At 53.4% G+C, this 24,197-nt stretch carries 18 protein-coding genes and 3 pseudogenes; 2 read left to right on the forward strand and 19 right to left on the reverse strand.

The features are described 5' to 3' along the window. Position 1 precedes the first annotated feature (1 nt). The 8 genes and pseudogenes from DBV39_RS04355 to DBV39_RS04390 form a co-directional block, all read right to left on the reverse strand. The gene (locus tag DBV39_RS04355; protein WP_193853046.1) at positions 2–199 is read right to left on the reverse strand and encodes a hypothetical protein; all 198 of its coding nucleotides are present in this window, start codon (positions 197–199) and stop codon (positions 2–4) included. Then, entirely contained in the window at positions 189–1,112 is a 924-nt protein-coding gene (locus tag DBV39_RS04360; protein WP_108620504.1) for a glycoside hydrolase family protein, read from the reverse strand. Before DBV39_RS04360 ends, DBV39_RS04355 begins: the two co-directional genes overlap by 11 nt. Further along, positions 1,109–1,690, reverse strand: a complete 582-nt coding sequence (locus DBV39_RS04365; protein ID WP_265416035.1) for an acetyltransferase — start codon at positions 1,688–1,690, stop codon at positions 1,109–1,111. Before DBV39_RS04365 ends, DBV39_RS04360 begins: the two co-directional genes overlap by 4 nt. Before the next feature lie 87 nt (positions 1,691–1,777). Continuing rightward, positions 1,778–3,646 carry a thiol-disulfide oxidoreductase DCC family protein gene (locus DBV39_RS04370; protein ID WP_108620505.1) on the reverse strand — a complete coding sequence of 623 codons (1,869 nt, stop codon included), beginning with the start codon at positions 3,644–3,646 and terminating at the stop codon, positions 1,778–1,780. 3 nt (positions 3,647–3,649) lie between these two features. Then, entirely contained in the window at positions 3,650–4,285 is a 636-nt protein-coding gene (locus DBV39_RS04375; RefSeq protein ID WP_108620506.1) for a class I SAM-dependent methyltransferase, read from the reverse strand. Continuing rightward, positions 4,266–5,195 (reverse strand): glycosyltransferase family 2 protein, encoded by a 930-nt coding sequence (locus DBV39_RS04380; protein WP_108620507.1) that lies wholly within the window; start codon positions 5,193–5,195, stop codon positions 4,266–4,268. Before DBV39_RS04380 ends, DBV39_RS04375 begins: the two co-directional genes overlap by 20 nt. Further along, a complete protein-coding gene (locus DBV39_RS04385; protein WP_108620508.1) occupies positions 5,192–5,884 on the reverse strand; it encodes a WbqC family protein in 693 nt (230 codons plus the stop codon). The genes DBV39_RS04380 and DBV39_RS04385 overlap by 4 nt, the downstream gene beginning before the upstream one ends. 79 nt (positions 5,885–5,963) lie before the next feature. Continuing rightward, positions 5,964–6,269: pseudogene (locus DBV39_RS04390) on the reverse strand (integrase core domain-containing protein); the annotation flags it as partial. A 66-nt stretch (positions 6,270–6,335) separates the two neighbouring features. On the opposite strand from DBV39_RS04390, the gene DBV39_RS04395 reads away from it, so the two are divergent. Further along, entirely contained in the window at positions 6,336–7,712 is a 1,377-nt protein-coding gene (locus DBV39_RS04395; RefSeq protein WP_193853065.1) for an IS30 family transposase, read from the forward strand. Between the two features lie 4 nt (positions 7,713–7,716). Continuing rightward, positions 7,717–8,022: pseudogene (locus DBV39_RS04400) on the forward strand (integrase core domain-containing protein); the annotation flags it as partial. 521 nt (positions 8,023–8,543) lie between these two features. Here the strand turns inward: DBV39_RS04400 and DBV39_RS04405 are convergent. From DBV39_RS04405 to DBV39_RS19695, 11 genes and pseudogenes are all read right to left on the reverse strand, one after another. Further along, positions 8,544–9,712, reverse strand: a pseudogene (locus DBV39_RS04405) (IS3 family transposase); the annotation flags it as partial. A gap of 56 nt (positions 9,713–9,768) precedes the next feature. Continuing rightward, positions 9,769–10,014: a hypothetical protein gene (locus tag DBV39_RS19410; protein ID WP_159078796.1), complete on the reverse strand. Its 246-nt coding sequence runs from the start codon at positions 10,012–10,014 to the stop codon at positions 9,769–9,771. 47 nt (positions 10,015–10,061) lie between these two features. Further along, the gene (locus tag DBV39_RS04410; protein ID WP_108620510.1) at positions 10,062–11,054 is read right to left on the reverse strand and encodes a thymidylate synthase; all 993 of its coding nucleotides are present in this window, start codon (positions 11,052–11,054) and stop codon (positions 10,062–10,064) included. A gap of 86 nt (positions 11,055–11,140) precedes the next feature. Beyond that, on the reverse strand, positions 11,141–11,632 hold the full coding sequence (locus tag DBV39_RS04415; RefSeq protein WP_108620511.1) for a hypothetical protein: 492 nt from the start codon (positions 11,630–11,632) through the stop codon (positions 11,141–11,143). After that, positions 11,629–13,587, reverse strand: a complete 1,959-nt coding sequence (locus DBV39_RS04420) for a tyrosine-type recombinase/integrase (RefSeq protein ID WP_159078797.1) — start codon at positions 13,585–13,587, stop codon at positions 11,629–11,631. The genes DBV39_RS04415 and DBV39_RS04420 overlap by 4 nt, the downstream gene beginning before the upstream one ends. After that, a complete protein-coding gene (locus DBV39_RS04425; RefSeq protein WP_108620513.1) occupies positions 13,584–15,416 on the reverse strand; it encodes a site-specific integrase in 1,833 nt (610 codons plus the stop codon). Before DBV39_RS04425 ends, DBV39_RS04420 begins: the two co-directional genes overlap by 4 nt. Next, on the reverse strand, positions 15,409–16,545 hold the full coding sequence (locus tag DBV39_RS04430) for a tyrosine-type recombinase/integrase (protein WP_108620514.1): 1,137 nt from the start codon (positions 16,543–16,545) through the stop codon (positions 15,409–15,411). Before DBV39_RS04430 ends, DBV39_RS04425 begins: the two co-directional genes overlap by 8 nt. Positions 16,546–16,719: 174 nt before the next feature. Further along, a complete protein-coding gene (locus DBV39_RS04435) occupies positions 16,720–17,937 on the reverse strand; it encodes a hypothetical protein (protein WP_108620515.1) in 1,218 nt (405 codons plus the stop codon). A 1,224-nt stretch (positions 17,938–19,161) separates the two neighbouring features. Beyond that, positions 19,162–20,205: a hypothetical protein gene (locus DBV39_RS04445; protein ID WP_108620517.1), complete on the reverse strand. Its 1,044-nt coding sequence runs from the start codon at positions 20,203–20,205 to the stop codon at positions 19,162–19,164. After that, a complete protein-coding gene (locus DBV39_RS04450; RefSeq protein ID WP_159078798.1) occupies positions 20,205–20,714 on the reverse strand; it encodes an RNA polymerase sigma factor in 510 nt (169 codons plus the stop codon). Before DBV39_RS04450 ends, DBV39_RS04445 begins: the two co-directional genes overlap by 1 nt. Before the next feature lie 485 nt (positions 20,715–21,199). Next, positions 21,200–23,746: a glycoside hydrolase family 18 protein gene (locus tag DBV39_RS19695; protein ID WP_193853047.1), complete on the reverse strand. Its 2,547-nt coding sequence runs from the start codon at positions 23,744–23,746 to the stop codon at positions 21,200–21,202. Positions 23,747–24,197: the final 451 nt, after the last annotated feature.

The raw sequence follows: 24,197 nt of genomic DNA on the forward strand, positions 1-24,197 counted from the left end.
TTCAGGCGACAACCCCCTTGACATGCTCCGCCCCCACGAAGTAAAGTGCTGTCATCGTTAACTTTGGGGCGCCCCATAAATAGGTCAGGATGAGGTAAATGGCATAACCTAAAACATTTGTTAGCACGCCAATCAATGCGTAGGTAAAAAACTGGCGAAATGTTTTCTTGGAAGTCAAAATATTAGGTTCATCGATCATCAAGCACCGCCAAACCAAACCCTGTTTTTCCATACCCATTGCCGTTATAGAGCATATACCGGGCGCCGTTGTGATTAAATACAAACGGGTACTCGATCATTTCAGAATTCCACCCGCACGGTGAAACGTCAATTCCAGCCATCTTCAAATCCAACATCCAATTTTTTCCATTAGCTGATCTGGCGTAACCGATACGGTATTTCTCGCCAGCACCACTGCGAAAAGAAAACCACATCTCAAAATCGCCACCATCATTTAGCACTGTGGTTGGCCTTGAAAAGGCTTGGGCAAGTCCAAGCTCGTATGGCACGGCTAGGCCGGTACGAAACCAATTACTGCCGTCATCTGACGTAGCATGTTGAATTACGTGCAACATTTCGCCATTGCCCGCATCCCACTTGAGTGTTGATCCATACCACATATCGAACCCACCCGATGGTCTTGCTTGCACCCAAGGATAAGACAAGCTGATCGGGTCGATTGAATCGATACCCATAAAGGGCTTCTCGTCTTCCAGTTGAAGGGAGAGTTCCGGGGTGACGATCAGTCGGCCGATATCTCCTCTCCAATGCCCACCGGGAGGATTCTGCCAGCCCATGAATAAGATATATCGAATGCCATTCGCCTCGTAGCAATTGCCAATACTTACACCATCTGAATAAAAGCTTCCAACGGGCCCGTGCTCGAAAATTGGAGAGTGATGTTCAGTGATAACTTTGCGCTGAACGATATCAACGTCTACTGCCCCCACAGAGGACCGATTCTGATCGTCGCGACCACTAAAAAAGATGCGATAAACATCTCCTGCCATATGGACAGGTAAAGGATTAGCGGCATGCGAGATCAACTTTGGATGCTGGACACTTTCTCTGGGAACATAAAGCTGACCAAATTTCTTCCAACGCCTTGTCATATGCCCCTCAACCTTATACTGGGCACTTTTGATCGCTCGGTAGCAGTACCAATATAGACGCCTTCAGGCGCTGCATCTGCGAGTAGTAGAGCTCCAGCGCCGACGACACATCTATCCCCGATTTTGATGTGATCACGTAATGTGGCGTTTACGCCAACGAAACACTGCTCACCAATTTCCACCCCACCCGAGATGACCACATGCGATGCAATGAAGGTGTGATCATGAATTACTGAATGGTGGCCGATATGGTTACCGCTCCACAAAGTCACGTTGTTGCCTATCTTTACGAACGGCTGAATGGTGTTGTCTTCAAAAATAAAACAGTTTTCGCCGATTCTTCCTTCATTGAGCACGGTAGCACGCGAGCTGATGTAGCTCACCAGTTTGTAGCCCATCTCCTTGGCAGCGAGAAACTTTTCTTTGCGGACAGCATTGATCTTGGAATAGCTGAGCGCAATGAACAGATCATAGTTCTCTGGAGGATAAAGCGCAGCGACTTTCTCGAAGGGCACCACCGGGAGATCGCAGAAGGAAGACGCATCCAGGTATGCGGCATCGACAGTAAAGGCAGCCACCTCGTAGGACGAGTCGCTAGTGAAGTAGAAATGGCAAGCTGGGCAATGTCGCCCGAGCCAAATATCACGAGTTTCTTCACTGGCCCCTCACTTGCGGTAGACAATCTTGTAATCGAGCGCGCAGATCACTTCGGGCGCCACAGACTTGAACTGATTGCGGGCGATATCCTCGGCACTAACCAGCGGCTGGTTGAACTGGCGATACCTGAAGTCGTAATCGCCCGCTTCCGCCCCCCGCTGCTGCAAGTAGATGCGGCTCATGTACTCGAAGAGTGGTCGCCAGGACTCGAAATAGCAGCCGGCCTTACCTATCACCGCACGTCGGAAACGCAGCGTATGCCCAAAATAGAGACGATCAGACGCGTGCATAGAGAGCCGCGAGCCATCCTCAGCGAACAGCGGGACACGCTCGTGAAAGTCGACAGAGTCCAGCACAAACCAATTCTCCGCCATGCGCAGATCGGTCTTGTTAAAGACATCGATCGGCGTGATGCCATAGATGTGCGCCAGGCGCGCACCGAGATTGGGCAGGCCGTTCCAGCCGATATAGGGCGCAGGCACCGCTGCGAAATAGAACAGGATAAGCAGGCACACATGCAGGGTAACGGCCTGTGGGAGGCTCGAACGGCTTTCCTCGACGCTCGCCGAGCGGAAGAACTTGCTCCGCGGCAGCGCGCAGACCCCGAACAGACGGGTGCGGCGCTCGGCAACGAAGCGATAGATTCGCGGGCCGACCCACAGTAACCGCCCGAGCAGCAGCAGGGGCAAGAGGGGCCAGAGCAGCACCAGGGTACGGCTCAGCTGAACGTAGAAGTCGTAACCACGGAACAACTTGCGGCTCTGTCCATCCACGCCATACAGATCAGTCAGCGCCTGCTCCATGCCGAGCCCGATCTCGTCCAGCAGCGGCTTGTTCTTCGAGAGCGGGCGCAGGTTGACCCGGCCAAATATGTCCAGCAGGGTGACCGCCTGCACGGTCCGGTCACAGAGGTTGCAGCGGTCGTCATAGAGCACCTCCAGCGGCTGCCGGCGGTCCAGGCCGGAAACAGACCAGAAGAGCGCAAGCCACAGCAACACCTCGATCTCGGCCAGATAACCCAGCTGCAGGAAGAACATCGACAGCGCAAAGAACAACCAGCCCCACACGATCACATAGAGGCGAAACCAGCCGCCCAGCAAGACGAAAGGCAGGACGGCCGGATACCACAGCATCATCATCCACAGAGAGCCCTTTGCCAGCCCCACGGCTACCGCACTGGAAGTGAACACCGCACTGAACTGCTCATGCCAGACAGCCATGAAGTTGTTGCTCAGCAGCAGAGGGCCTGCGCTGCCATCCATCCAGGCTGGCTCGTTGAGATGGATCGCGATGGAGTACACGCAAACCGCCCAGTAGCTGGCCAGCGCAGTGAACTTGGCATAAAAGATGATTTCCCGCCCCGGCACCCCGCTGTAGTAGAGCAGTGGCCAGTGCAGATTGGGCAGGCGCTTGAGCAATGCGGAGTCCAGGGACAGGTGCTTGCCGGCATTCACCAGCAACAGCAGCACCGCCAGAATGGCGCCGATGTCATTGCCCAGGGTCGACTTGGCCACTACAAAGTCGCCGTACTGCCACATAGCCCCGACCAGAAATACCAGCACCCATTGCGTCAACAGCCCCAGCGCTAGCAGAGCACCGGCAAGCATCTCGGCGCCGGCCCAAAGTCCCACTGCCGAAAAGCGCTCCGAGTCCAGCAGCAGCCCATAGACATCCAGCCCCCTGGCGAACAGGATCAGACCGAAGAGCACGCGCAACAGTGCGAACTTGTTGTGCTCGAATGCCGAGTTACTAGGAAATGCGCGAGGCGCCATGCTCCCGGCAAAGGTGGACATCAGGTCCCGCAGCCAAGGTAGGAGCTTCACCAGCAACAGGCAAGCCGCCAGAGAACCCAAAAACCATACACTCAATGTCCACATTTCTCAAGTCTTCCTTACCAAAATTGTGAATTCATAAAGACCATAGTCATGAAGCAATGCGACCTGACGGGAATAGCGACGTTTGCACAAATCAAACAAGCGACATGGGTCTGCGTAATAGAGATAGTCGCGCTTTTTGTCCTCGTCTGAGTACGAGGTCAGGCAGTTGAACGCGAATCCAAGACTGCTGGTTCGGTCAAGGACGTCCAAGGTGGCCTGCAGATAATCAAACCACTCTGCATCCGAGCGCCCCAGTCGCACATTAAAGATACCACTGGCCAAGCCATAGTCAGCCACTTCGTCTGGCTCTGCCGCAGTGATGAAACGAGTTTGATCAGCAGTATCGTGCCGTTGCTCTGCCACCTTGATCATTTCCTGGGAAACATCCACCCCAAGATATGTGCAGTTTGCGTGCTTGTCTCGCAGATAGTCGAGCAAGGCGCCGTAGCCGCAACCCAGGTCATTCAGGGAAAAATTAGGCGTCTTGGGGTCAATGATTTTGCACAATTGCGCAAACCTGACCATCTGGCTTTCTTCACCATTCCAGTCGACCCCGCGAGGCGTACCACCATGTTCCGCAAGTTTTTCAGCGTAATAAGTTGCAACCTCGTCGAGCAGACTAGTCTTGTTGTTTTGCATAAATCTGCCTCACGATGGTATATGGGCGCTGCTTGGTTTCAGAGAATATCTTGGATAGGTAGATACCCACGACACCGATAAAAGAGATAACCATGCCTCCAAGGAGCCAAATAGAGGCCATGACTGATGTCCATCCGCTCATGGGTTTTGCAAGGAATAGCCAGTGCGTAACCAGATACACGATGTAAGCTAGAGCAAACAGCGAGATCGCTACGCCGATGTAAAAAATGCTGACCAGCGGAGCATTGCTGAATGACGTCACCGAGTTGACCAGCAATGACATCTTCCGGCGGAAGGTGTAAGTGGTTTCACTGGTATGGTGCTTCTTGATTACCTGAGGGCGCTGGTCGAAACCGGTGATGTGCCACAGGCCCGCCATAAAAACTTCGCGCTCCTGATGACACAACAGCGCATCAACATAGCGCCTCGCCATCAGCCGAGTGGTCACTACGTTTTCTGGTAGCGCAAGTCCCGTTAGCGCTTTGAAGAAACGATAAAACCACTGACCGCTCCAACGCTCAAACCAGTTTCCTTTTCTGCGCTCCTGAACTCCGTAAACGACATCACAGCGGTCTTGCTTCATCTGCTGCGCGAACGCCTCTAGCCACTCCGGTTCCTCTTCAAGGTCGCTATCGATGAGAAAAACCAGCTCTCCTTTGGCCTGCGCCAATCCAGTCATCATCGCCTTGTGATGCCCAAAGTTACGGGCCAAATCAACTACAACAACGTGTGAATCCTGTTCGGTGAGTCTGACAGCCAGATCCAGGCTGTTGTCTGGTGACCCATCATTCACAAGCACAATTTCATAATCGTCTCCAACCATCCGCTTTGCACTAGCGCTCGCACGTTCGTGAAACTCGTTGATATAAGGAGCAGACTGGTAGAGGGTTGCGACTATTGAAAGCGTCATGCCACATACCTCATGTATCGAGGACTGTCTTTGCCACAGTTAAACAAAAGATCAAGGATTGTGACACCATGAGTGAACTCACCCCAAAGCTGTGGGTACGCGGGGTATCCGGCGTAGTCGAACCAGGTCAGCTTAATCCCCAGATCCGAAAAAACCTTTTCATCGACATAGTCCTTGGCTGCCGGTCCTGAGATGTACTCGGTGCCACCAGCTTGCACACACAGATCTGCGAGCCGCTCCGTCTTCCCATCAAGCAGCGTGTAATCCCAAGAACTTGTAATGGCGGTTTTTATTGCCAGGTAATTGCAGATAGCTTCGATAAAACGACGGTTGAGTTGCGAAATGTGAGTGAAGTTCTGCTCAAGGTACAGCGGCTCCAACCATGAAGCGATTTCCGAGAAATGGGGAGCCCGGCGATAGTTCTGCGCCAATGCTTTCCAATGTGCAGCGGCCCAGTCAGTGCCATCAATCTCAGTCTCTCTGATTTTTTGGTGGTACTTACCTTTCACCAGAACAGGAACCGTGAACCACTGAACCCCTTGGGGCGTTTTGATTTGATTTCGATTGCGCCAGTCGCGGCGCGTGTACTGCATGTCGTCGTAAAGAATGAATTCATCGACAGCTGCAATCATGTCGAAGTAGCCCTTCCACGGAATGTAGTTGGACTGGACTATGGCGATCTTCTTCATTGCGTCATATCTTCACGTAGCTTTAGGCAGGCCATTAGTGTGAAGCGCCCCGGCTTTCGTGGAGGCTGGTTGGTTTAAGTTAGACCTCGACAGCGACCTTTTCAGTCAGTTGCCGATAATAATTTTCTTCAGCTTCTGCCGGTGGAATATACCCGATAGGCGCCAACAGGCGATGGTGGTTGAACCACGAGACCCATTCGAGCGTAGCCAATTCCACGGATGCCTTGGTTTTCCAGGGGCCACGCCGATGTATCACTTCAGCTTTGTATAGACCGTTGATAGTTTCCGCTAACGCATTGTCGTAGCTGTCTCCACGACTGCCCACAGAGGGCTCAATACCGGCCTCAGCGAGTCGCTCTGTGTATCGAATACTGACGTATTGGGTGTATTCAACCGGTCGTCGCAACACCTTTAATCATGGAGGTGTTTTATGGGACGACCAGCGGGGTGGATGCAGAAGTTGACAGGGCGAGGGGCGATGCGCTCGCCTGGTGCGCCGTCACTTCGGTGTGAGATTGAACGTAGGTTTTGGGATCAGATCGCGACCGGGATCACAAGTGAGAAGGCTGCTGAAGCGGTTGGCGTGTCGCAAGCAGTCGGCTCCCGCTGGTTCCGTTATCGTGGCGGGATGCCATTGTTTATGTCTAACCCCATCTCCGGAAGATATTTGTCGTTCGCAGAGCGAGAAGAGATCGGACTGCTCCGAATCCAAGGCGTCGGCATACGCGAGATCTCTCGCCGGCTTGGTCGAAGTCCGTCGACAGTTTCGCGGGAGCTGACACGTAATGCTGCGACTCGCGGCGGTCGGCTCGAGTATCGGGCTTCGGTTGCACAGTGGAAGGCAGAGCTAGTTGCCAAGAGGCCGAAGCCGTCGAAACTGGTGACCAACCCGCAACTGTGCCACTACGTCCAAGATCGCTTAGTCGGCAAGATTCGTGACGCTAAGGGTCGCGAGATTGCAGGCCCTGGGCAGTCACCGTTCAAGGGTCGGAATAAACCACATCGCGGTGATCGAAAATGGGTCAATGGTTGGTCACCTGAGCAGATTGCCAACCGACTTCCGATCGATTTTCCAGATGACAAAACGATGCGAATCTCTCACGAAGCCATCTATCAAGCCCTCTACATTCAGGGACGCGGTGCTCTTAAACGCGAGCTGGTGCACTGCCTGCGCACTGGGCGGGCATTGCGCGTGCCAAGAGCCCGAGCGCAGGCCAAGGCTTGGGCGCATGTCAGCGAGAATGTGATGATCTCCAGTCGCCCTGCAGAGGCAGAAGACCGAGCTGTGCCTGGACATTGGGAAGGTGATTTGATCATAGGTCTGAACCGGTCGGCGATCGGAACGCTGGTCGAGCGATCAAGCCGATTCACCATGCTCGTCCATCTGCCTCGCGAGAGTGGTTATGGGTTGGTTCCTCGGACGAAAAACGGCCCGGCACTGGCTGGCTACGCGGCGGTCACCATGGCCAATGCGCTCAAAAGAACTGTGACGGCACTGCCTGCTGAATTATGGCGGTCATTGACCTGGGATCGTGGCAAGGAACTATCCGATCATGCCCGGTTCTCCATCGAGTCTGGGGTGAAGGTCTTTTTTGCCGATCCCCACAGCCCCAGGCAGCGTGGCACGAACGAGAATACGAATGGCCTTCTACGACAATACTTCCCGAAAGGCACTGACCTGTCTCGATGGAGTGCTGAGGAGATCCAAGCCGTTGCTCACACGCTGAACGCTAGGCCTCGGAAAACGCTTGGTTGGAAGACTCCGGCTGAAACCTTGAACGAGCATCTACAATCCATCCAACAGCCCAGTGTTGCGACGACCGGTTGAATACACCCAATACGTCAGTATTCGATACACAGAGCGACTCGCTGAGGCCGGTATTGAGCCCTCTGTGGGCAGTCGTGGAGACAGCTACGACAATGCGTTAGCGGAAACTATCAACGGTCTATACAAAGCTGAAGTGATACATCGGCGTGGCCCCTGGAAAACCAAGGCATCCGTGGAATTGGCTACGCTCGAATGGGTCTCGTGGTTCAACCACCATCGCCTGTTGGCGCCTATCGGGTATATTCCACTGGCAGAAGCTGAAGAAAATTATTATCGGCAACTGACTGAAAAGGTCGCTGTCGAGGTCTAACTTAAACCAACCAGCCTCCACGAAAGCCGGGGCGCTTCAGTCGCTCGTTGGTGCTTGTTGATGCGCAACGATCCGCAGCTTTCCCGATTGGCTGGGTGAGACCCTGACATAACCGAACTACGATCTCGATGCACCTCCTAAGTGAGCCGCCGCAAAGCGGTTAGTCGTCACATGGTCAACCGTCCGCTATGCAGGTGGTTTCATCAAGTGTGAATGAACAGGCATGTCTTCATTGCCCATTTGGAGGCGCAGCGATTTCAGCTGCCGGCGACGTTCCGCGTTTACGGCAACCAAGGCAGCATTTTGTTGTTTAAGTTGATTGATCCGCCGTTCCGACAGCTTTCTTCCCTTATTTTCTTAAATGGCTTCGGTGCTGGTTGCTGCTAACCCTAAGGTGGACCCTGTTGTCAAGACAGAATCTGTTGCGGTTTAAGCTAAGTCCATTTCTTCAACCGCAGCGGTACAGCGCTGCCCTGTTTGCTCCCGGGGTGTATCCCCGTGGAGCGTAGCGAAACGGGGGATTCACCCCTCGTGTCTCTGAAGTGATCCGGGATGCTCGCGCCACCGCCTTCGCAGGTGGCATAGACCTCATCGGGCTTTTTGTAGCCCAGCCCTTGATGGGGTCGTTCAGTGTTGTAAAACGCAAAGTACTCGGCCAGACCTACGGTCAGCTCGGCCATGCTGCTGTAGCCCCTGAGGTACACGTCTTCGTACTTCACGTTGCGCCAGAGCCGTTCCACGAAGATGTTATCCAGTGCACGGCCACGACCATCCATACTGATCCGTATCTCTTCACGCTTCAGAATGTCGGTGAATGTCGTGCTCGTGAACTGGGAGCCCTGGTCACTGTTGAAGATCTCAGGCTTGCCGTGAGTTGCCAGGGCATCTTCCAGGCAGTCAACGCAGAATGCAGAGTCCATGCTGTTACTGATGCGCCAGGAGAGCACTTTGCGTGAGTACCAGTCGATGATGGCCACCAGATAGGCGAACCCTCGTGCCAGACGAACGTACGTGATGTCCGTGCTCCACACCTGGTTCGGCCTGACGACCTGCAAACCACGCAAGAGGTATGGGTAGATCCTGTTCTGCGGGTGCTTCCTGCTAGTGTTTGGCCCGGGAGCCATCCCAGCCAGCCCCATGCTCGCCATCAGGCGCTGTACCCGCTTGCGGTTGACCGTCAGACCACGATCTTTCAGACAGCGCACCATGCGGCGGCTGCCATAAAAGGGACGCTGCGTGTACGCCTGATCAATCAGGTGGCACACTTGCAAATCATCGCCACTCGCGGGTTTGAGGCTCTGGTGGCTGTACCAGGTCGCACGGGAAACACCCGCCAGCGCACATTGCCTGACCAGCGAGAGACTATTCGACGGATCAATCCAGCCCATTCTCGTCTCCAGGCTCATAGTCCGGACTTTTTTTTAAGCCAATCCAGCTCCATCTTGAGCCGACCAATCTCGCCATACAAGGCGTCCTCCTTGGCGTGCTCGACTGGCTTGGGGCCACGCTTGTTGGCAAAGACGCTGCCTGCATTGTCCAGGAACTCCTTTTTCCACTGCCGAACCATCATCGGATGCACCTCAAACTTCTGTGCGATCTCGTTGATCGTCATCTCGTTGCGTACGGCTTCCAATGCCACTTTGGCTTTGAAGTCGGCACTGTGAACCTTGCGTTTCTTACCTTCCGTCATGCTATTGCCCTCCAGGGACATTAGCTTAAACCGGTGTCTGAAAACTGGGGTCCACTTTACCCTTTGAGTTTGGTGTCTTTTCGTAGCGTGTCCTCGCTCTTATCTTTTCTGTCAGCTAACAGGCTACGAATGGACGGACTTTTGTAGAGCGACTGTCTAGGAATGTTGGTGGCGGTCGCAATTGACGACATGTTCACCATGCCGTCACTAGGTAACGGCAGACATTCCGATCGGGCGAGGTGAGACTGAATGCGACTCAGATATTTCTGGCCGATAGTCTTGCCACTTCTTGTATCGGTCATCAGTGTCTGCCAAAGGTGGGGCATAAAGCACAACGAATAAATACAAATTAAACCGCCATTGGTGCTGTGAGTGGCGCATGGTGTTCATATCCCTCTAGCCAGAAGTCACCTGGCTCTACCTTCTCCAACCATTCTGGCTCGTATTTTCCGGTGACAGCATAGTCCGGAATCCGTTCAGACAGAACCAGCTTTGGCGCTGGGAATGGCTTGCGACGAAGCTGTTCCTGAAGCATATCTACGTGGTTCTCATAGATGTGAGCATCACCAATGAAGTAGGTGAACCATCGAGGCGTGTATCCGGTCAGTCGACCGACCAGATGCAGCAACGCGGCACCTTCAGTCAGATTGAATGGGGTTCCCAAACCAACGTCGTTGGAGCGGATGTATAGACACATCGAGATTTCACGCTTTGATTGATTGACCATGAACTGGTATAAGAGGTGGCATGGCGGTAAAGCCATTTCCTCCAGCTGAGCCCAGTTCCATCCATGGAAGAGAATACGGCGGTTGCCGGGGTCAGTCATAATGGTGTCTAGACACTGCCGAAGCTGGTCGATAGCCTTGTAAAGAAGGGTGCTGGTGGTTTTTCCATTTTCGCTGATACTGTCAAGATTGCCAATCTGCTGGTAGCCTCGTCGTAGTGCATCGGCAACCTGAGCTGTGCTCTGCGATTGGCTGAGGTCGATCAGCTTGCAGGCCGGCCACTGGCGCCATTGAACACCGTACACGGAGCCGAGGTCGTTATCCTGGAGCCGGTAGGGGCTGGCCAGCCATTGAGGATTCTCGTTGGCATTTTGGTCCCAAACCTTGCAGCCCAATACACGGAAGTCGGCTGCGTTACGGTATGCCCGCAAGAAGCCGATCAGTTCGCCGATGGCGGACTTGAAAGCCAGTTTTTTGGTGGTGACGGCAGGAAAACCTGCCTGAAGGTCGAACTTCATCATGGCGCCCGGAATGCTAAGGGTGCGGATCCCTGTCCGATTGTCTTGCCAGGAGCCGTTGTCAAAGATTTCTTGAATGAGGCTTAGATACTGTTGCATATATTATCCCTTGGTAGCGAGCTTGTGCTACGCATAGCTATTGGCTTGTTCTATGTAGGTCAAAGTGTGCTTGCCAGTCAAGTGTGTCATTTTGGTGATTTGACCGAGAAATCTATAATTTTCGGTCTGGAATTACTTCTAAGGTTGGTAAGCTCGTCCTCGGCTTCCTTGAGGCGCGCTTGTAGTACCCGGGCCACATTAAGAGACTCTGCCAAACGTTCACTGACCTGATCGTAGCGGGCTTTCCAGATAAGGACTTCTTCCCGACTGTTATATAGCTGCTCCTTGTAGCGCTCGATGCGGGATGCAGTATTGACAGCAGCTTTGGATCCATCGGTAATGGGTTGCTTGGGGACTTTGCGAGCATTCTTAATTTCCCTTAGGCGTTCCAGCGGCCACCGCCGGTTGCTCAAGGTGCCACGACTGCAATTGGCCAGCTGGGCTAGGACTTCCTGGGTGGCTTTGAGCTTGGTGTCACTCTCAAGGCGCACGAGAGCTTCCTGAATCCTTCGAGTTACCTCGACAAACTCCTGGGCGTTTTTTTCGTACAGTGCAGCTGGAATGCCGGATTCGCTCATTGCTGCAAAACTCCAGATTCCGGGTTGAGCCGAGCCAACACTTCCTCGGCAGCTTTCATTGCTTCCAGTAGTGGTTCTTTAGCGTGGGCCATTCTGGGGTCAGCAGCAAGGTTGCGGTTCTGGCTTACGACTTTTTGCCAAGCAGGCTCATGGGTCTTGGTAATCACGGCCTGTTGGCACTGAATCGGATTGCATTGCAGGGAACCAATGCAAGGTGGTCGTTCCTTTGTCCCATCCTTGAGCAAAGTATCGCGCACTCCACCGCAATAGCCAATGCCGACGCTAGCAAACGGCAGGCCTTGCATGGCAAGATTTGTCAATACCTCGTCTACTGTCCAGCCTTGGGCTGCCATACCTTCGAAGTAGGCCTTGCGTCGAGCTATGAAGGCGTCCGCGCCACCGCCAGCGACAGGGCGGTCTGGGCTGTAGAGTTCCTTTGCTGCCTCAAGATAAGCAGATCCTGAATGAAGGGCTCTCTGGGTTGCAAGTTCCCCGACGTTCCCGTACATCATTGTCACATCAGGAGGTAAGGCATTCAAAGCTGTATGCAGGTGCTTCATCTGGTGGGCAATAAAGACAAGCCCGACGTCTGCCCGGGCGAGTTGGTGGGCAAGCGTGTGCCGAAGTAGATGCGCGTTAATGTGCCAGTCGACCCAACGGCCCGCAGTATCCACTTCGTGCAGATAGTTGGATATTGCGCCAGAAAATCCGTTGAGCGAGAGCGGATAGGGTGGTTTTCCAATTGGAACGGTCTCACAGCCGGATAGGATGTATGGGTTGTGCGTTATTCTTGAAATATGCGTAAGGCACACCATGGCGTCCCGCATGATGGGGATTGCAGGCCAAAGGTCTTTGCCTTCCTGGGCGTCCAGTGATTCATTTTTCACAAGAGTTCCGGTCAAAACGAACTGGCCATGAAATGTATGGATGCAGTTGGTGGTGAAGGAGGTCAGGTCGCTGTATCGGGCACCGGTGTAGAGCCCGATAACTGTGAACGCGGCTCGTTGGACGCGGTAAAGCCAGAGGAACATCTCTTTCGGAGTTACGCCATAGGCCAACCGGAACTTCTTTCGTTGCCAAGCTGTCGAGGATCCCCGTTTGCCAAGGCGAGCAGAATAACTTCTGTCAAATTCTCGGATGGCAATGTAGTCAGAGAGCATCTGAGCGCCATTGCAGTTTAAACCTATCGGTGGAGTCGAGGGCTGGCCAGATTGGTCGTGAGCGCTTTCACCGAGAAAACTTAGGAAACTCAAGACATCTGCACAGGCCGAGTTGGACAAGAACCTGAAAAGCTCATTTGGCATTACCTTTTCGTAGTCAGTCCGCTTCTCGGGAAATTTGAATGCTAGCCCTTTAATGTCTCGGGCATTCCACTGCAAGGATTTCACTGAAATCGCACGGGCAATTTGAGGGTGTGCGAGCAGTGAAAGCCCTTTCTTCAGAGTGTCTCCATTTGCCCTCGGAAAATTTTTTAAGACTGTACGAATGTCTTGCAAAGACACGTCAGTCAGGTAGCGAATCGAGCTTAATTGCGGTTGCTGCTCGAGGCCGAGTAGTCGATGGTGCCGCAGGACATCCGAAAACAAGACAATAAGAGCTCTAACTGTGATAACCACGGTTTGGGGCTTGGCGGATTGAACACCACGCATGCCAAAAGCTGACGGGAGAGTCAGGTAGAGAAAGGCGAAGACTTTGAGCTCTTGAACCATCTCCTTCGTAATGAGCGCGCCACGGTGGTCACTGAAGGTGTTGTCATCGCTGACAGTGCAATACATCGCCCAGTCAAGGCGTAGGCGGCCGTTGGGCACAGAGGAAAAGCGTGCTATCTGTGGATTCGTGAAGTCCCAGAAATCATCCCCAAACCGTGAGTTGTTTGATACCCGGGTGTTCGCATCAAATAATGTGCGGCCAGCCATCACATCTTCAATTGTTACGGGTGATTGGTTGGCATTCATTGGCAAGTTCCACGATAAAGCAATGGGTCGACCACCATGTCGATCGACGTCGCCATATTCATAGCCCATTCAATTTCATCGGGGGTGAACTGGCTGACGTTAGGATCAAGCAGATTGTCGAGAATGGACAGTGTCTGGTTATAAATGTGAGCGTGGGGGAGGTTCTGTACGTTATTTGCTTGGGAAGCCATGATTTGTGCACGATAAGCAGCCAGCGTAGGCAGGTGCTCCTTCAGGACAACAACATTGCGACAGAACAGACACAGGTTGAACCGTGTGCAGGCTTGACCAGGTACATAATCCACAGCGCGTTTGACTCGTTCAGGAGGGTCAAAAACATTCTTGCAATCGGCGACGAGACCCTTGAAAAGATGAATTGGCTGATGCTTGCCTGTTGGTGGACTAGACGCTGATGCAGCTATTTCTTCCTGATTGGTGCGGATTCGCTCTAGTGCGTCTGAGACGACCTTTCTCGCAGGAGCGTCAAGCCGATTGGTTGCGATATAACGCACCGTCTGAGTAATCGACTTGTGCCGCGCCACCTGTTGGATTTCGAAGAGGTCGCGCCCCTCAAGTGCCATCTCGGTTAGTTTTGTTGACCGAAAGCGGACGAAATTGAAATTGAGAGGGTCGCCGTTATCGTTTCGAAGGTCATATTTTTCAACCATCCGCTTGCACCACGCATGCGTTTTACGCTCGTTTAGCGGCAGCGTCTGGTTGAACGCATTGGGTCCAGTAGAACAATAGATGAACAAAAGGCCTCGTAGAGGGTCTCCCTCCGGAAGACCGTTTCTCAGACTTTTGGTAAGAGTCAACAGCGTGGAAATTACACGTTTGACCTGTAGCGTTTGCTTGCGTTTTAGACCTCGCTCCTCACGCTTATCGAGCAAGGGGAGATGCATTTCCTTTTCACCATTTGACCGATTCTTCTCGAATAGTAAGTAAGGCATCCCAGTCGCCGGGTGTTCGTCACGAAAGCAGTCGGTTTTGAGGCTCAGGAGAGATGACGGATTGAGGCCGGTCAGATACTGGAGGTTGACGGCCAACGGGATCACGAGGTTTTCATCAATACTCGCCGCAACCCCCCAACTACGGTACAGATTGTGCAGTCCGCCGTGTTCATCGGTCGCTGCCTTTAGGAACCGGGCGTGTTGCTTTTTGTTTTTACCGATGCCAACTATCGGTTCGCAGTTAAGTACGTTTTCGAAGTACCAACGCATATTGGCCTCGACGCCGAAGCCGTAGCCACTTTTCCGTCCAAGTTTAGGTTTAAGTCGTGGGTCTCGTCCCTCGTCCCGAGATTGTTTGGTGTATCCAGCGACAACCTTGTAAGTAAATCGTAGTTCTTCAGCGACTGCCGCTAAGATTTGACTTAGTTCTTTGTCGGAGTAGCTGGCGTGGGCATCTGTCTCGCTAAAGGTGGATCCCCAATTGATTGGGTGAATTACGCGCGTGCGCAGCAGGTTATAGGCTAATGCTTCGTTCATGACTTGCCGCACCGCGCTGAAGTGTCCTGTTAGCGTGTACGAACTGGCCTTAAGGTTCCCTACATCGATGCGGTCTTGGAGTTCTTTCTTAAGCCGGATTAGTGCAAATTCATCCCATTTTTCCGCCAGGAAATAGGGTTTGCGCCCTTCCGTGAGTTCGATGTGTTGTAGGTAGAAAGCCTTGGCTACCTTGTAGTTTTCCTTGGTGCTTTCATTGGCCATACGATCTTTGCGTTTGTTGAATATCCATTCAAGTTGTGCAAAGGGGGCCTCTTTCGATGGGTTGGGTGGCCGGTCATATTCGTGCCAGTCAAGAGTGGTGATACTAGCAATTTCAGCCATTGTGGGTACCAATCCTCTTTATTTTAGGCTGGTTCTTCTCGGGGATATAAGTGGCGTCCAGAATTTTTTGGGCTTCTTCAAATCGGAACAGGGTTTCCCCTTCGCCACAATCCACTGACATGCGATGAAGAACGGGCGCAGGAATATGAGTGTAAATTTCGGTAGTAGATAGCTGATTATGTCCAAGTGCCCGCTGAAGCACGACTAAGTTGTCCAACAATGTCTTTCCTTGTTCGGATTTCATGATCGAATAGGCCGTTCCATGACGTAGCCGATGAGGTGAGGCCTCCTTGAGGTGGGTTCTGACAAGGGCATCTGCAATAAACTTTTGTATGGCCACTGCAGTGATGGGTTCCCCAAAAATGTTCAAAAATGCAGGCTTTTCAGTTTCTGGCCAATCATGGTTGGTGAAGTAAACGCGAGTCTTGAAGTATCGGTTAAGCCGACTCAACACTGCTCTCGAAATCATGGTGTACCGTTGTTTGATTTCACCGCCAAGTCCTTTGCTTCCCCGGACGAATAACGGGTAATACATCTGAGTAGCAGGATATTGTTCGATGAGCGGCAGGTCGCTCTTTAGAACTCTCGGTACTTCAGATACGCGAAGTCCCGTGTCGTAGATGAAGTGGCCAATAAGCCGCTGCGATTCCCAGTGCATTCCCTGTAGGAGAGTAATGACTTGGTCTACAGTAAGGTAACGTGGCATTCGCTTATTGGGCCTAGGTGTCCGATAAGGGATATTCTCGTAGAGTGCGGTTTTCCTGGCCCTGGACGCTTCTTCAGTGGTGAGCCAATCTGTGAACGACTTTAGGGTTACTTCATATCCACGGACGGTCGTTGCCTCCAAACCTCGCGCCAAACACGTGCGGTAAAACTCATCCAGAAGGGGGAGCCCCATCGCACGCAGAGCATCATCCACGCAAACTTGCCCAAAAACAGGATGATTCTCTAGAAAGGAACAAAAATCACGAATACGGCCCGCATATAGTTCAAGGGTGCCTTCTGCTTTTTTTTGAGGCGAGCGCTCGAGGCTCTGAATGAAGTCTGTAGGTAGAACAGCCACACGTTCTGTTGAGTCGAGCAGCAGGAATGACGGTTTTCGACTTGTTCGGGAGCGATGTATTTCCATGTCCTATGGTTCTTTTTCTGATCACATTAGTCATTATAATGGTATGAAAATAAACTGTATAGATTAAAAAAAGAAACGGCCTCAGGCTGTGTTGTACAAAATTCTTGTGGTTGTTTAATGGACGCCTGTCACGCGTCCTTTGACGGTTTTGAGTGTTTGCCTGTTCAGGCTGAATTACTTGATCAGACCTCGCAACGCCCTGATCGCGACTGACACGGCCAGACGCAGGATGGAGTTCAGCAACTTCAAAGCATTGGATTCGACTTTTTCGAGAGCCTCTTGTGTTTCAAGGTGATCGTTTGTATGGGCTGGCTTTGTTGACGTTGACTTGCCCTTGCTTCTGCGATCCGACTTGCTTCTATGGTTGCCTTCATAACGCTGGTGTTCTGAAAGATGGTCAAGTGGATCAGGTTGGTCGGGTTGCGGATCGATTAGCGGGTCGCATTTGGAGACACCAGTCGAGTCAAAAGCCGAGACACCTGTCGAAACACCTGCCGAGCATTGGTCCTGCCCGGTACTGCGCGAGTTGGTGTTTCCCGGTTTCTGTGCTCCGTTTGATTTGAGGGACTTGTAAGTCTCTCGAGTTTCTTGATGACTTACGTCATCAAGAAACTCCAAGTGAAGCCACTGTCTTTCGGACCATTCTTCGTTGCGGGCGTTGTGGTTCGGGTGGACAGATTCCGGGTTGTGCGCCTGAACGACGAATTGTCCCTCTGGCTGCTGGCGAGGCTGATCAGCCGGTTTGCTGCAAGCTGGGCTACGAGGAGGGTCGTTGTCGGCGCTCTGATTGATGGGTTGATTGATTTTCTGACGGAACTTCTGACTGGCTTGCTGATTAGCCTGCTTGTTAACAGGCATGCTCGGTTGCATCTCCTGGTGATCATCCTTGAATCCATTGAGTCCACCTGGCGTGCGGTCCTGAGAATGGCCCGTTTCTGTCACGTAGACACCTGATGCCCGCGACATCATCGTGGTCAACGTCGGTTTGCTTATGTGAACGGGGAAGCGTGATCCGAGTGAGCCAGCTGAGGCAGGTGACGAAAGTGAAGCGAGCGACACAAAGGAACCAGACGATCCGAGCCAGGCAAGCACTTTGCGGGCGATGCGTTTATCAAACAGCCTCGGGATGTAACCAATGAGGACGATGAGGATTGCGAGGTAGAGTGCCTGAGGAACCAGATGGTGTGCATTCTTCGGGGCGTGGAGCAAGTCACTCACAAGCTTGCTGAACTCAAGAGTGTATGGCACTGATGCAAGCACCGCGATGACCAGGCGCCGTCTGGACCGTGCACGATGGGTGTCAAAGGGTTCCAGGACATAGGGAGTTGATCCCGGTTCAAGCAGCGATGCGTCAGTGTTTTGCTGAGGATTACGGTTGGGACTGTTCTTCATAGACTCACTTTCTGTGTGAATGGATACAAGAAAAGTAGTCACTGACTGTCAGGCCATCGATCATTGCGTTGCACAGATTACGACGGTTCACCGATCACAAGTACTGATTCGGCACTGCTCACGGATCACCATGGTTTCCATCGAGCGATCACGACGGAGCGACCACCACTGAATGGAGCCCCTGACACCGCGTGGCAACCCATCCCAGCCGACTGCCATCGCGTGCCCGTGGGTGTCACGCATGAGCTGGCGGGTGGTCGACTTCAGTGCATGACTGGGCTGAAGTCGACCACCCGCTGGCGCTCATTTCGTGGTTGCACCTTTACAAGAAGCAGGGTTGTTTTCAGTGAAGGGCTGACGATCTGTGGATCTGCCTATGAATGACCGACCTTGACTGTCAATGACAACAGGGCGTACGAATCTCGCAGGGGATCATGTGGTGATAACGCTGAAGACTGGGGTTCCGGATCCGTAGAATGCAAGAACTGACCAGAGGGTTCCCTCTCATGGATCTGTAAAACAAGGCTGACCATCGTTGAGCGACGTGAGCTCCGCACTGGGCAGGAACGTCCGGACGCTGTTGAACGGAGACGTTCCCGGGTTCTTGTATGCCTTGCTGTGGTGAACGCAGAACTTGGCGCAGAGTTGAATGCGGAACAGAGGGTTGACCCATGTGTGAATTGAGTCGCAGCGCCGAACTCAATCCTGGGCGCAGGAGAGCACTTCCCATGCCGGGATGATGGCCAGCGATAGATGCTTGATTCATGAACCCCTCGGTGACTTCACGTTGAGCCAGGCTTGATCGAGTCTCCAGATGCAAAGGGATGCGTTGGAGCGGGGAGGCATTCTCTGTTGTTTCAAGCAATCTGTGAAGTCGTAAAACAACGTGCTTTGTTTATCAGGTCAGAGGTTGTCGCTGGACACGGGGTACACCAGAAGGCTTGGTAAAGTAAGGCACGCTTGACCGGGTGAACCGATTTCTACGGGAATTTTTTCAGAGCGGGTCAGTTTGTTCACAAACGTGTGCTCGTCGTTCATCAGGCCAGACGTCCTCCACAGAGCAACTTTGGCGGTGTTTCTTCCGACCGCATAACGACATACGGACGATCCTATTGGGATGGCCCGTAACGGGCTCTTCATTCGCAACGGGATATATCTTCCCGTTCATGTGATGCCCAGGCAGAACCTCAGGCTGCCAACTGGAAAATTCTCGCACGCGTTGTATCACCGATTCGCGAGTAGCACATAGTCCTCAAGATGCCCATCTGCCTTCAATGCGTCGATGAGCGGTCGCTGGTTGTGTGACCGGTTCCTGAGATCAACAGATACCCGATATCGATCATCCTCCAGTCGATGGTTGAGGACCTTTCCCTGGTAGTTGTCCAGATGAGCGAGTACGGTCTCGTGTTCCGGAGTGACACCCTGTGCGAGCACCAGTTCGATGTCGGGATTCCCGTTCCAGTCATCGTGATGAAGCATGACATTGGCGAAGGGTCCTATCGTAGCGAGCACGAGCGCTGCGGTTACGAATCCTGCCCCAAACAAGGCGGGCCACCAGTTTGCAAAACCAGCGTTTCTGGTGAGACGTTGTTTCATCTGCGAACGAGTGGCTGGTCTGGTGGGAGTACGATCCGCAACGGTGTCCTGTTGCAGCGTTTCGTTTTGAATTGCAGCTCTGCCGTCTGAGCGGGTGTCTTCACCATGCTGGAGAGCACGCCATCGCAACAGCAGACGATCTGTGCGTTCGCGCAGATGCTCGTCAACCAGGTCTCGTCCCGGGGCTAGCGTTTCTGCCTGCCTGGCTGCGGTTGGAGGGCTCACAGAATCCGGTCTCGGGGTAGAGGTCTGACGATCCGGTTCGGCTTGTGTTCGCTCACGGGGATGAGATTGAACAACGTCCTGGAGGTGGGTGCAGAACGCCAGCCACTGGCGTGCAGCAGGGTCCACCTGCAGACACTGCTCTACAAACAGGCGATCAAGGTTGTGGGCGTCACCGCTCGTTACTGACGGGTTCTCTGGAAGTTTCTCGGGTGATTCGTTTGGCAACTCGGCTTCGGGACTGGCCTGATTGTGCTGAGAGAAGGGGACTTTGGGGCCTCGCGGTCTGTCAAGGCTGCCGTTGACGTAAAAGGGCAGCAGTTCCTTGAAACGACGCCATTGGTCAGGTGGTAGTGTGGTGTCGGATTGCAGGGATGATGTCTGAGGCGGTCTGGAGTCAGCATCATCGGGTCGGTCAGTCTCTGACGGAGGGTGAGTATTGGAGGTCATCAGGCAATGCCTCCATCAAGTCGACGTCGGACGCAGTCGGCCATGCGGGATTTGGCATGAAACATGCGACTTTTGACGGTGCCGGGAGCACAGCCGACTTGCTCAGCTGTCTCGTTAACCGAAAGCTCTTCGTAAAACACCCAGTAAAGGACTTGCCTTTGCGCTTCGGGCAGACGCATCAGGCACAGGCGTACGATCTGTCTGACTTGCTGTTGTTCAAGATGATCCAGTATGGGAGGAGTGGGGTCGACCAGGGTTCCGAAGGCATCATCGGTCCGGGCATTGATGGCGGGTTCTTTTCTGGCTTTTCTGAGCCAGTTGTGACACTGGTTTCTGGCGATACCCAGCAACCAGGTCTTGAAGCTTGATCGCCCCTCGAACTGATCGGGTTTACTAAAAATGGCCAGAAAGGTGTCGTCCACGATTTCCTCGATCGCAACGACATCGTCCACATACAGACGCACGAACGCCGTCACACTGCGCATGTACCCGTGATAGATCGCGATCACGGCCTGTTCATCCCCTTCACATAAGCGGACAAGCCATTGATCGATATCTTTGTCTGATGCGGGAAGCGGCATGAGTCTGGCGAAAAACAGAAGTCAGTCAGAAACGGATCGGATGCTGGGTCGTCTTCAGCCTTCATCAAGCATAGACGGCAATCGGAACTCGCCTCAGTGCTGATGCGAGCAGAATTACTCTGATCCGTCGCACTTCACCGGACGCACTGATCCATCTTTGCAGGCATGGCACCGGGATCGCTGCACTGCAATCATTGCGCGTGATAGTACCAAGTTATCCGGGTCGGTTACCTTTCTGTGTACTTCTTGCTCTCCCTTCACAACTTTCGTTGTTCGCAAACAACCCATTTGATGTCGATCAATCCAGGAGAAGGGGCATACTCTTGCTACCTTGACGGACCAGTCAATTCGGGCTTAGGTTTAAATTTGTGTTTTGTCTGGCCGATTCGCTCAGCGGTGTTGTGCGGCTAACTTTAGCTAAGGAACGTCCCCCATTCAGCGATCGTCGAGGCATCCAGAGACTGGATGTTGGATAGTGAGAGTTCATTCGTGGAAACATCCTGCAGGGTGTATGTCTGCTGGTTGGCCGGAATGCTGATAATGACTGATCCGTCCTCCTCTGCCAGGTTAAAGGCGTCAGCACCCATCCACCCGAAATCCAGCTTGTCTGCTGCGGGGTCAAACTCGAGAGTCTGATTCGCACCCCAATTCCAGTTGATGGAGAACACGTCGCCTGGATCGATGCCGGATAGCGGGTCGTCGTTTCCGGCGCCATCATCAGTGCCCGTGTCGGGACCGATTGGGTCATCCTCCCCAGGCAATCCAAGATCGGGTTCCAGAACGGGTGGGGTGTATTCGAAGTCGACAAAGCTGTCCATCAGCCCATTGCCACCGATCACAACATCGGGTTGGAGTGCGGACAGTTGCGCGATTTCCTCAACACAGGCGCCTTCAAACCAGCTGCGATAGGCGGCGTTGGTCAGACTTTCCGGGCCCTGGGTGACATCACCTGAGAGATCCCAGAACATCATGCCTCCAAGGCCTTCGGACTGGGCCCATTCGGACTTCAGAGCAATGCTGGTCGGTGTCTCGAAGGTGGAGTATATGCCTTGAGACTCACTGTAGACGTATGCGGCCTGTGCTTCATCGTCCCAGTAGAGTTTCCAGTCGCTGTCGGGATCCAGGACTTTCTGCGCCAGGTCTTTGTAGTCATAGACGCCGCGTTCAAAGGTACCCGGGGCCAGTTGACTGGTGGTCTCCTGCCAGCCACCATCCCCGTCGCTGTCGTTCACGCCTGCCCAGGCCCGGGTATAGGCCGGTGCACCCAGAACGATTTTGCTGCCTTCGATACCGGCTTGCTTGTAAAGTTGCACAGCGGTGGCGATGTCGTAATCACCGCCAATGGTGTCGTACATGGGGGCCTGGTGACCGGTGATGTTCTCCCACCCGCCATGAAAGTCGTACGCCATCAGGTTGAAGAAATCAACGTAGGGCTCGAGTCCTTCGAGGTTGAAGTTGACGATCTTGTCAGAACCGGCGGGCGAGGCCACTGAAATCTCGTACTGACGCCCGGTTTCAGCCTCGAGTCCGTCGAGTCGTTCGCGCACGGCTTCGAGCAGGAGGGCGTAGTTCTGACCGTCCTCGGGTCGTACTGTGTTGGATTCGAGGCCGCCACCACCGGGATATTCCCAGTCGAAGTCCAGGCCATCGAACATAGTGTAGGTCTTCAGGAACTCGACTGCTGAGTCCGCAAAGTTCTCTCGTCCTTCTGCGGTCGAGGCGACATCAGAGAACGGGCCTGAAAGAGTCCAGCCGCCGACAGCAATCAGGTTCTTGAGACCGGGGTTGGCGTCTTTGAGCTGGGCCAGTTGATTGAAGTTGCCGGCGAGGGTCTGATCCCAGGTGTCTGCGACACCGCTGACGCTGTCACCGGCACTGAAGGTCTTTTCTACTGCGGCGTATGAGTCAAAGAGACTCATGCGGCCGCTGTCATCGATCCTGGAGAAAGCGTAGATCAGATGGGTGAGATCCTGGGCGGGCACGTCCGAGACGTTGAAGTCACGACCATAGATCGCCCATTCCGGAAAATACGCAGCAATAATGGGTGAAGCAGTCCCGGTGCCACCATCGCCTGGATCACCAGGATTGACTGGATCCGAATCGTCTATCGGTGGCTCGGGCTCAGGTTCTGGCTCAGGCTCAGGCTCAGGTTCTGGCTCAGGCTCTGGTTCTGGCTCTGGTTCTGGCTCTGGTTCTGGCTCTGGTTCTGGCTCAGGCTCAGGCTCAGGCTCAGGCTCAGGCTCAGGCTCAGGCTCAGGCTCTGGCTCTGGCTCTGGCTCTGGTTCGGGTTCGGGTTCGGGTTCTGGGGTCTCGTTTGAGTTGTCGAGTAACGCCTGCCATTTGGCTTGTGTACCGCTATCCAGTGCAACGATGTTGGCGGCAGTCAGTTCATCCAGTGTGATGTCTTCAAGGGTGTAGCTTTGCTGGTTCCCTGAGACGGAGATAACCACGGAGCCATTGACTTCTGCAACCGAGAAATTGTCCGGACCAAACCATCCGAAATTGATCTTGTCGGTCTGCGGATTAAATGCCACTGTGGCGTGCTGATTCCAGGCCCAGGTCATGGAAAAGCTGCCTACGATGTCCGCACCCGTGACGGGAGGTGAAGGAGGGGTGCCGGGTTCGTCGGGATCGGGATCGGGTTCGGGAGTGGGGTCCGGGGTTGGATCTGGAGCCGGGTTGTCCTGATTTTCTTCAAGCGTCTGCGTCCAGAAAGTCTGAGTTTGACTGTCCTTGGCAACAATGTTGTGCGCACTCAGGTCTGCGAGCGTGATGTTTTTGAGTGTATAGGTCTGCTGGTTCGACGGGATCGAGATCACCAGAGAGCCGTTGACTTCACTGAGGGTGAAGCTGTTACTTGAAAACCACCCAAAATCCAGGATGTCTTTGTCTGGGTTAAATGACAGCTCGAGATCCTGCCCCCATTGCCACTGGATGTTGTATACGGTAGAAGATTGCATGTTCGCTCCCATATCGGTTCCCGTATTGTTGTTATCAACTGCCACTTGATTGCTCCTGAGGAGATGTCGTATTCAATGAATTCGCCGGATTGCTACGGATCGGGTGTTCCTGCGTCGATCCGTGTCGTTCGCTCTGATTGCATGCTGGTTTGCGTTGTGTGATTTGCGTCGTGTGATTTGAGTTACGCGGTTTGCGCTCTACTCGTGTTTCAGTCGCTTTTCACTCTTGTTCATTCCCGTCAGTGCCCATCCCTTTCAGTGCCATTCCCTTCGGCGCCATCTCTTTCAGTGCCATCTCTCTCAGTGCCTTCTCTCTCAGTGATACTTTTCCGCATTCAGTCCGTACCTGTAATTGACCGTACCGATCACGAATGCTCCATTGATCCATCGTTACTCAAAACCCGCCTCGCTGGTGAGCACCCGAGTACCCCTACATCCGGGTGCCTGCAAT

Source organism: Orrella marina, from assembly GCF_003058465.1.
In the GTDB taxonomy this organism is placed as follows: domain Bacteria; phylum Pseudomonadota; class Gammaproteobacteria; order Burkholderiales; family Burkholderiaceae_B; genus Algicoccus; species Algicoccus marinus.